This window comes from Methylobacterium sp. GC_Met_3, assembly GCF_026540775.1.
Taxonomy (GTDB): Bacteria; Pseudomonadota; Alphaproteobacteria; order Rhizobiales; family Beijerinckiaceae; genus Methylobacterium.
In genome coordinates, this window is record NZ_JALNUL010000042.1 from 25,148 (window position 1) to 33,060 (window position 7,913).

Annotated in this window: 10 protein-coding genes; 5 read left to right on the forward strand and 5 right to left on the reverse strand. The window is 62.3% G+C overall.

Annotated features, from left to right (window positions below):
* Nucleotides 1–412 precede the first annotated feature (412 nt).
* Complete coding sequence (locus OXS27_RS26565) at nucleotides 413–1,063, reverse strand: ParA family protein (RefSeq protein ID WP_267360089.1); 651 nt, start codon at nucleotides 1,061–1,063, stop codon at nucleotides 413–415.
* Between the two features lie 351 nt (nucleotides 1,064–1,414).
* Between OXS27_RS26565 and OXS27_RS26570 the strand changes: the two genes are divergently transcribed.
* The 3 genes from OXS27_RS26570 (at nucleotide 1,415) to OXS27_RS26580 (ending at nucleotide 3,689) form a co-directional block, all read left to right on the forward strand.
* The gene (locus OXS27_RS26570; protein ID WP_267360091.1) at nucleotides 1,415–2,380 is read left to right on the forward strand and encodes a site-specific integrase; all 966 of its coding nucleotides are present in this window, start codon (nucleotides 1,415–1,417) and stop codon (nucleotides 2,378–2,380) included.
* 245 nt (nucleotides 2,381–2,625) lie between these two features.
* Entirely contained in the window at nucleotides 2,626–3,009 is a 384-nt protein-coding gene (locus OXS27_RS26575; protein WP_267360093.1) for a hypothetical protein, read from the forward strand.
* A gap of 26 nt (nucleotides 3,010–3,035) precedes the next feature.
* Nucleotides 3,036–3,689 (forward strand): hypothetical protein, encoded by a 654-nt coding sequence (locus tag OXS27_RS26580; protein ID WP_267360095.1) that lies wholly within the window; start codon nucleotides 3,036–3,038, stop codon nucleotides 3,687–3,689.
* Nucleotides 3,690–4,358: 669 nt separating this feature from the next.
* Here OXS27_RS26580 and OXS27_RS26585 read toward each other — a convergent pair.
* The gene (locus OXS27_RS26585; RefSeq protein ID WP_267360097.1) at nucleotides 4,359–4,919 is read right to left on the reverse strand and encodes a DUF533 domain-containing protein; all 561 of its coding nucleotides are present in this window, start codon (nucleotides 4,917–4,919) and stop codon (nucleotides 4,359–4,361) included.
* A 97-nt stretch (nucleotides 4,920–5,016) separates the two neighbouring features.
* Between OXS27_RS26585 and OXS27_RS26590 the strand changes: the two genes are divergently transcribed.
* Nucleotides 5,017–5,334, forward strand: coding sequence for a hypothetical protein (locus OXS27_RS26590; RefSeq protein ID WP_267360099.1), 318 nt, complete (start codon nucleotides 5,017–5,019; stop codon nucleotides 5,332–5,334).
* Nucleotides 5,335–5,353: 19 nt separating this feature from the next.
* On the opposite strand, the gene OXS27_RS26595 is transcribed toward OXS27_RS26590, so the two are convergent.
* The 3 genes from OXS27_RS26595 to OXS27_RS26605 form a co-directional block, all read right to left on the reverse strand.
* Nucleotides 5,354–5,869, reverse strand: coding sequence for a MucR family transcriptional regulator (locus tag OXS27_RS26595; protein ID WP_267360101.1), 516 nt, complete (start codon nucleotides 5,867–5,869; stop codon nucleotides 5,354–5,356).
* 92 nt (nucleotides 5,870–5,961) lie between these two features.
* A complete protein-coding gene (locus OXS27_RS26600; RefSeq protein WP_267360103.1) occupies nucleotides 5,962–6,663 on the reverse strand; it encodes a response regulator transcription factor in 702 nt (233 codons plus the stop codon).
* A 280-nt stretch (nucleotides 6,664–6,943) separates the two neighbouring features.
* Nucleotides 6,944–7,222: a hypothetical protein gene (locus OXS27_RS26605; RefSeq protein ID WP_267360105.1), complete on the reverse strand. Its 279-nt coding sequence runs from the start codon at nucleotides 7,220–7,222 to the stop codon at nucleotides 6,944–6,946.
* 163 nt (nucleotides 7,223–7,385) lie between these two features.
* On the opposite strand from OXS27_RS26605, the gene OXS27_RS26610 reads away from it, so the two are divergent.
* Nucleotides 7,386–7,511, forward strand: a complete 126-nt coding sequence (locus tag OXS27_RS26610) for a hypothetical protein (protein WP_267360107.1) — start codon at nucleotides 7,386–7,388, stop codon at nucleotides 7,509–7,511.
* The last annotated feature ends 402 nt before the right edge of the window (nucleotides 7,512–7,913 follow it).

A 7,913-nucleotide genomic window follows, 5' to 3' on the forward strand; every position in this document is an offset into this window, starting at 1 on the left:
CGAGCTTTATTAGTGTTTTTTCAACACCATAAAATTACTTTTGAGACGCCAGAAAAGGGCTATTGCCATCCTTTCGCGGTGGGTTTGCCGATCACGTGGTCTATCCCTTCCAGGATGAGGGAATGGATTGAGCGGCCCCGATCCTCGGCTATGCGAGCGAGCGCGGCGTGCCGGGCATCATCAAGGTAGACTGTCTGCCGAGCCGCGACGGGCCGGCGCCCCTTGGGCCTGCCGACGGCCTTAGCGCGATCCTCGGTGTCGACTGGCTGCGGCTCTTGTATGGGTGGCGAGGGCTCGGCCTCCGCCTGAGATGCGGGCGCCAAGCTAGCATCTGCATCGTCCTGTTCGACTTCGCGGGCGGCTGCCGCTGCGGCCTTCATCGCCAGCGTCTGCGAGACGTTCGGGCGACGGCTCATTGGGTCTCTCCCAGGCGGACCATGACGGCATCGGCGAGCGCGGCGAACTCGGCGGCGGATGGCGTATCAGGCGGCACGGCTTCGCCCGTCGCGAGGCTGTCGGCCACGATGGCGCGGTAGGAGATGGCCGGCGCTACCGGCTCGGTGAGGGCGGCCAGCGTCGTCACCACGTCTCGCCCTGCCCCGGTGCGCTTGTCGATGCGGCTCGGGACGATCAAGATGTCGGGCCGGTCGCGCTTAGCGGCCTTCCGATGTCGGCGGATCGTGCCAACTGTCTCGGCCGCGCCGCGCACATCCAGCACGGTCGATCCGGACGGCACCAGCACGAGATCAGACACGGCTATGGTGGCGCCGAAGGCCGCGCCCATCGCGCCCGGGGCGTCGATCAGCACGAAGTCGGTCCCCTGGCTCCGAACGGTCTTCACCCACGCAGACACCGCGGCGTCGGCGTCTTCCTCCAGCAGGTGCGGGGCGACCTTGAACGGCAACTGCCCGTCCTCTGCGATCGAGGCGGCATGCGCGGCCGGATCCGCGTCGAGCACGGCGACGGTGCGCCCGCGGCGGTGCAGCTCGGCGGCGAGGTTGAGGGCCGTGGTCGTCTTGCCGACGCCACCCTTGGACTGGGCTAGGCCAATGATCCGCACCATTTCGGCGCCATGCTCCCGCTACTATGGTGGGACAAAACCACCGCTGTCACGTCTTTCTAACGCCGAGCTCACTTGGAAGCGTGAGCGCCGACTTGGCGCCAACGTTGCCATACCGCGCCGTTCGCTAAAACTAGCAAGGGGGCATGGCATGGCCTTCGCCAACTTGGCGAACCCCGCCCGTCGGCGAGATCGCCCCGTGTGTCGCCAACTTAGCGACTCACAGGTCGTCGAAGCCCGGCGCGCCATCATCACACTTTCGTGGTGTGATAAAAGCGGGATCGTGGAATGACGCTCGCACGACCATAGCGCGTGTGATAGTGTCTGAGAAGGACAGTTATCGGACACGATGCCATGAAGGCGCTGAAATCTCGCGTCGTCGAGCCTCGGACCGGCCTGCCGATCGTCGCGGGCCTGTCCGATCAGGCCCGGGCGTTCCAGCGGGCGGGCAAGGCCAAGAGCACCCAGCGCGCCTATCTCAGCGACGCTGGACAGTTCGCGACCTGGTGCATCGGGCATGGCTTCGACCCAATGCCAGCGACACCAGCCATCGTGCTCGAGTTTCTGACCTACGAGGCAATACGTGGTGCGAAGGCATCGACCATCGCCCGTAGGCTCGCCGCGATCCGATACGCACACAAGCTCGCCGGTGAGCGTGACCCGACCGACGACGAAGGTCTGCGCGAGGGTCTACGCGGGATCCGGCGTGAGATCGGCACTCGACCGAAGCAGAAGGCAGCGGCGACGGCCGACATCCTGGCGGCTCTGCTCATGCGGACGCCCGACACCCTGACGGGTCAACGAGATCGCGCGCTGCTGGCGCTGGGCTTCGCCGGTGCGTTCCGTCGGTCCGAACTCGTCGCCCTCGACGTCGCCGACTTGGTCCAAGATCCGGACGGCCTGCGGGTTTTGGTTCGGAGGTCCAAGACCGATCAAGAAGGGCAGGGGGTCGAGAAGGCCATCCCGCACGGTCGGTTCATCCGACCGGTCGCTCTGGTGCGGGAATGGCTCGATGCGTCCGGCATCACGGACGGACCAGTGTTCCGGCCAGTCAACAAGGCCGGGAGGGTTGAGCCGCGCCGCCTGGGTGTGAAGACGGTCGAGCGCGTGATGAAACACTACTGCGCGGCTGCCGGGCTCGATGCCTCGACCTTCGGGGCGCACAGCCTGCGGGCTGGCTACATCACTACGGCGGCCGAGCGCGGCGCGGACCTCGCCCGGATCATGGATCAATCGGGCCACCGGGATCCGAGGACGGTCGTCGGCTACATCCGGCGGGCCAACGCCTTCAAGGGGCATTCCGGGAGCGGGTTTCTGTAATAATGCGGTTCGAACTACAACGATCCAAAATTATTCGCTGAGCTACGAGCGCGACTCAAATATTTTTCTGCACCCTTTCGCCTAGTATATAGATTTTTCCGTGTCATAATAAACCAGTACGAAGACCCATTCTGAAAAATCATTTAGCTGGAGTCCGATTAAATTGGCGGCAATGAAAATTTATTTCTGGAACGCGGGATGAGTTTGGGGTGTTTCAAACACCCTATACGTAACCGGAGCCCGTGATGCGTACCTCAATCGCTACCATCCTCCTCGTGAGCACGCTCAGTTCGGGCGCTCTGGCCCAGACTACAACGACGGGCTCGCCCGCCTCGCCCGATGCAAAGACCAGCCAACAGTCCGGCGGTCAGCAGAGCGTCACGCGACCCAACACCGACAAGATGACCTCGGACGGCGCCTCCACTGGAAGCACTGCCAACACAAAGCTGGAGAAGGGCGCAAACAGCTTCACGGAAGGCGAGGTTCGATCGCGTCTCGATAAGGCAGGGTTCAAGGACGCCAAGGACCTCAAGAAAGATGCCGACGGCATCTGGCACGGCACGGCGATGCGTGACGGCAAATCCACCACCGTGGGCCTGGACTTCAAAGGTAACGTAGCCGCGCAGTGATCCAGAATTAATTGAGGAGATTTCCTATGGCTCAGCAAACAATTACCGCGCTCTTCGACCGCTACGAGGATGCAAGCACCGCTGTTAGCAAACTCGAGGCTGGTGGGGTCCCGCACGCTGACATCAGCATTGTCAGTAACAACGAAGGAGACCGCCACAGCGGCTTACTGAGAGGTGATGAGCATCACGTAAGTGAGGATACCCGGGAGAAGGCCAAGGATGGCACCGGTACAGGCGCTACGCTTGGGACTGTAGTCGGCGGTGCGGCAGGTTTGCTCGCGGGTCTCGGCTTGATCGCAATCCCGGGCGTTGGACCGGTCGTGGCCGCGGGCTGGCTCGTCGCCACACTGACAGGCGCTGGCATCGGCGCAGCCGCTGGAGGCCTTGCTGGCGGACTGACGGGGGCAGGTGTCAGCGAAAAGGACGCGCATGCTTATGGCGAGGGTGTCCGTCGCGGCGGTACGCTCGTCACTGTTCGCGCTGACGAGGCGCGTGGTCCAATGGTAATGGACATCCTCGAACAGCATGGTTCGGTCAACCTTGACCAAAAAGCCAATGCCTGGAAGGCTGAAGGCTGGTCGCCTTCGGGGGCGACGGATGTCACCGCCACGCCGGGTGCAGGTATGGCTTCTGGTCGTGAGCGTGTTCGCATTTACCCTAGTGCCGACAGATCAATCTGAGTCAGTGTTGAGACAAGTAGTCTGCTAATAATGGAAAGCGCTGTCCCATTCTAAGCAGACACAGCTGATTTCGAAACACGCGAAGGCCCCTGCTGCGAAGCTGGGGGCCTTCTGCGTTCTAAGCCATAAAAGCTTCTTTTGTCTCCCGTCGCCGACCACCGCGCTTCAGCTTGTCGGAGATGATCTCAGCAGGCTCAGCAGCACGCCCAAGAGGGTCCTCAGCACCGCAAGTCTTCGTTAACCATAACATCGGCACCCTGCGGTTGGTAAGCCTGCAGGTGCCGTCATGAACCGTGCCTATCCCGTCAGTGCCGAAGACCCGGCCGGTGACTGCCCGGTGCCGATCGATACGCTCAGCCAGCTCTATCGCGCGGAGCCGGAGGCTCTGTCCGACCAGCTCGGCGGCATTCCAGAGGCGACGCGAGCGCGGCTCGCGATCTACCTCTACGGTCGCAGTCACACGCGTCGACTCGGGGTACAGATCGCCGCCACTTGTGAGGGGTCGAGCCTACGCCGTGTGGCCGGTTTCGTCGGGAATGCGCTCTACGACCTCTCCCGGCAGAACCCCGCTACGTGGGCGGACGCCGCGCCTTCGAACGGTGCTCGACGTGGGGTCAGCCTCGCAGGCTCAGACACTGCAACGCGACGCGCTACTGCCTGAGTACGGGGTCAGCTAGCCAGTTCCTGATCAAACCGGGCGACTGCCTCGGGCGGCACGTCCAGTGCCTCAGCCAGCATCTTGAGGAACTGCCGCTCCTGCAGAGTGTCAGGTTCAATCGCGAGACGAGCGGCGGCATAGATGCGGGCTGCCTGTTCTGGAGTGCTCACCCCAGCTGCGAGTTCGTCGACACTGGCCGGCTCGGCCAGTTCCCTATCCAGCCATGTTCGACCAGAGGTGCCGATCTGAGCAGCCGCGAGCGCCTTGTGGAGACGCTCCCGCTCGGCGGCATCCATCAGCCCATCCGCCATCGTGGCGGCCACCATGGCCCGCAACATGACGCGAGCCTCGTCCTCACCGACATCTGAATGATCGAAAGGACTGCGCGGAGCAGCGGATGGCTTCGCATTCTCAGAGGGAGACGTTGGCTCCGGCGCGGACACACGACCTGGAAGCGCCTTTAAAGCGAGACCGACAAGCAGAGCGATACCGCCCAGAGCGGCTGTCGCCGCGATGGTGCCGCTCTGCCGGTCGCGCACCAGCGCGTCGACCATTTGCTTTGCTTCGGCCATGGATGCCCCGTGCTGGGCGGACTTCGTCGTGCAACGGTTTAGGTGCCGAACGAGTTCATGGGCCGATCGACAGAACGCCATACCCACGGGTGAGCTGATGCTGACGATGCGACCTCAAGAATGCAGCGAGACAGCGGATCCAGCCGAAGCAGATCAGGCCCTGGCTATGGGCGAAGCCGTGGCTATCGCTTTCGAGAAGGGCGGCGGCAAGCTCAGCGCGATAAGCCGGGACGCGCTCGCGAGCGACTTAGCCGGCATCCTCGAACCACTCCTGGAAACGTGCACGAACGCGGAGTGGATCGAGGCCATCAACGCCCGCCTGGATCGGCTGCAAGGTGAAACCGACACGCCAGGACCCAGGCTTGAGCGCTTCGGACCGAACGGCATCGCTGAGATGACAACACCGTTGCAGTAAGGTTCTGGCAACGAGCGCCTTACGCCTCGGCAGCCGCCTTGTCCTTTCGCGGCCGCCCAGCCCGCTTCGGCTTGTCAGAGACGGTCTCCGCAGGCTCAGCGGCCTTCGGAGAGGCCTTTTTGCGCTGCTGGCCGAGTCCGAAGCTTCGAGCGAGCGCTGAGCGCTGCTCGGAGTAGCTGGCGGCCGTCGACGGGTAGTCTCGCGGTAGGCCGTAGCGCTCCCGGTACTGCTCGATCGTCATGCCGGCGCCGTTCAGATGACGCTTGAGCGTCTTGTACGGCTTGCCGTCGATGAAGCTGATGATGGCGTCGGGCGTGACCGACTTGCGGATCTGGGAAGACGTCAGCTTCTCGACAGCGGGAGCTGCCGCCGTCGCCTGCCCGAGACTGGATAGCGCAGCATGCGTGCTGGCGATCAACTCCGCCATATCGGCGGGACGCACTGGGTTGTTGGAAACGTAGGCTGAGACAATCTCAGCCGTGAATTCGATATAATCGACGGCAGCAGTCTCGATGGTCTCTGCGTTCTCGTCCACGGCACACCTGCTCAAGCGAAGCAGAACGTGTGGGCCGATGAACATCAGAAATCAACACGGGCTAAAGGTTTTCTTTGTCGGTTTAGAGAACTCTAACCCGCCATGGCTCGCATTTCGCTGATGCCGTCGCGCATCACGTATCCGCGTCCCCAGACGGTTTCGATGTAGTTCTTGCCTGAGCTGGCGTTGGCGAGCTTCTTACGCAGCTTGCATATGAAGACGTCGATGATCTTCAGCTCCGGCTCGTCCAAACCGCCGTAGAGGTGGTTGAGGAACATCTCCTTCGTGATCGTCGAGCCCTTCCGGAGTGCGAGGAGTTCCAGCAACTGGTACTCCTTCGTTGTCAGGGGGACACGTTTGCCCTCGATCGAAGCCATCTTCTCGTCGAGGTCGACCGTGAGGTCCTCGATCGTGATCGTCGACTGGGCGTGGCCCTTCGAGCGACGCACGATGGCGTGGATGCGCGCGATCAGCTCGTCCTTGTGGAACGGCTTGGTGAGGTAATCGTCCGCCCCGAACCCGAGGCCCTTCACTTTGTCCTCGATACTGGCCAAGCCCGAGAGGACGAGAACCGGCGTCTTCACTTTCGCCAAGCGCAGCGAGCGCAGGACCTCATAGCCCGACATGTCAGGCAGGTTCAGATCGAGTAGGATAATGTCATAATCGTACAGCTTCCCGAGGTCGACGCCCTCTTCCCCCAAGTCGGTGGTGAAGGTGTTGAAGTCCTCGGACTTAAGCATCAGCTCGATGCTCTGCGCGACAGTGGCGTCGTCTTCGATCAACAGAACGCGCATGCCGCCACTCCAGTTCGAGGGGGGTTCATACTCAATCAACGATACTAAATGGTTAATACTAGCTCTGCTGCCTTAGATTTCAGCCATAGTTCGAGTGCGTATTAGTTAATAACTGCCTTGGAACGAGCGATGATCGACGAGCTGTCAGGCTAGATCGGGCGGCTTGGCTATCTCATTGGCACACCGGCCAAGGTGTTGTGACTGCTGATGCCAGTGGGCTTGGGCGGCCGGGGTGGAACGTGAACTCGTTCAGTCCGTTACCGGCCTAGCTTGAGAGGACTTAGACGTGAAGCACATTATCATGGGCGGGCTGATAGCAGCCGGCCTGCTGGCGATCCCAGCCGTTCCAGCAGTGGCTCAGAGCATCGACATCGGACCAGGCGGCGTGCGGGTAGACCCGCGCGGTCCGCGTGAGCGGGAAGATGATGCGATCCGTCGGGAGGAACGTCGTGAGGAGTTCCGGGAAGAGCGGCGTGACGCGATCCGCCGTGAGGAGCGTCGGCGTGAGTTTGACGAGGATGGGCCGCCCCCGCGGCGGGACCGGTACTGAGACCGGCACAAAGGCAACTTGCGGCGGGGTGTAAGCTCCGCCGCTTCCTTATGCGGACCGGCGGACCAGTTGTGCCCTGGGAGCTGTTGTACCCGAAGCTTGACCATCGTCTGAAGCCCTAGCTCGACGGGTCCCCCTCCTGACGAGCGAGTTCCACCTGATCGTCCTGATCGTGCTCGCCTTCGGTGGTGGCGGCTACGGCTACTACGGCGGTGGCTACAACGGGATCGGCGGCATCGGACTGGGCGGCATCCTGATCATCGTGCTGATCGTCCTGTTGGTGACGGGGCGTCTCTAAGGCTTCCCTGACCCTCCGATTGCGACGGCCAAGTCTGTTCGCTGGACGGCGAGCCAGTGCTGGCTCGCTCGGAAAGGTGGGGCGAGCGGTACCCAATCTATGCGGGCCGTCTTGAAGGCACCCGCAGCCCTCCCGATCTCCAAATCTCGTATCTACACTTTGACGTCCCGAGCCGGTGGGACGAAGGTGATCCCGGTTGCACCTCCTGCTGTTCGTCAGCTTAACCATGCCAGTTTCCTTGAGCCCGCGAGGGGCATGTGTCTTGGCATCCCTGACCCGGCCAAAGCTGAGCCGAGGCGCTGCTACCAGGCTCAAGGCGCGTTTAGTCACCTAATCCCGTCAGTGACGAAAGACACTGCTGACGATGGAATGGGGTGCAGTTCGCTACTGGGTGGAACAACT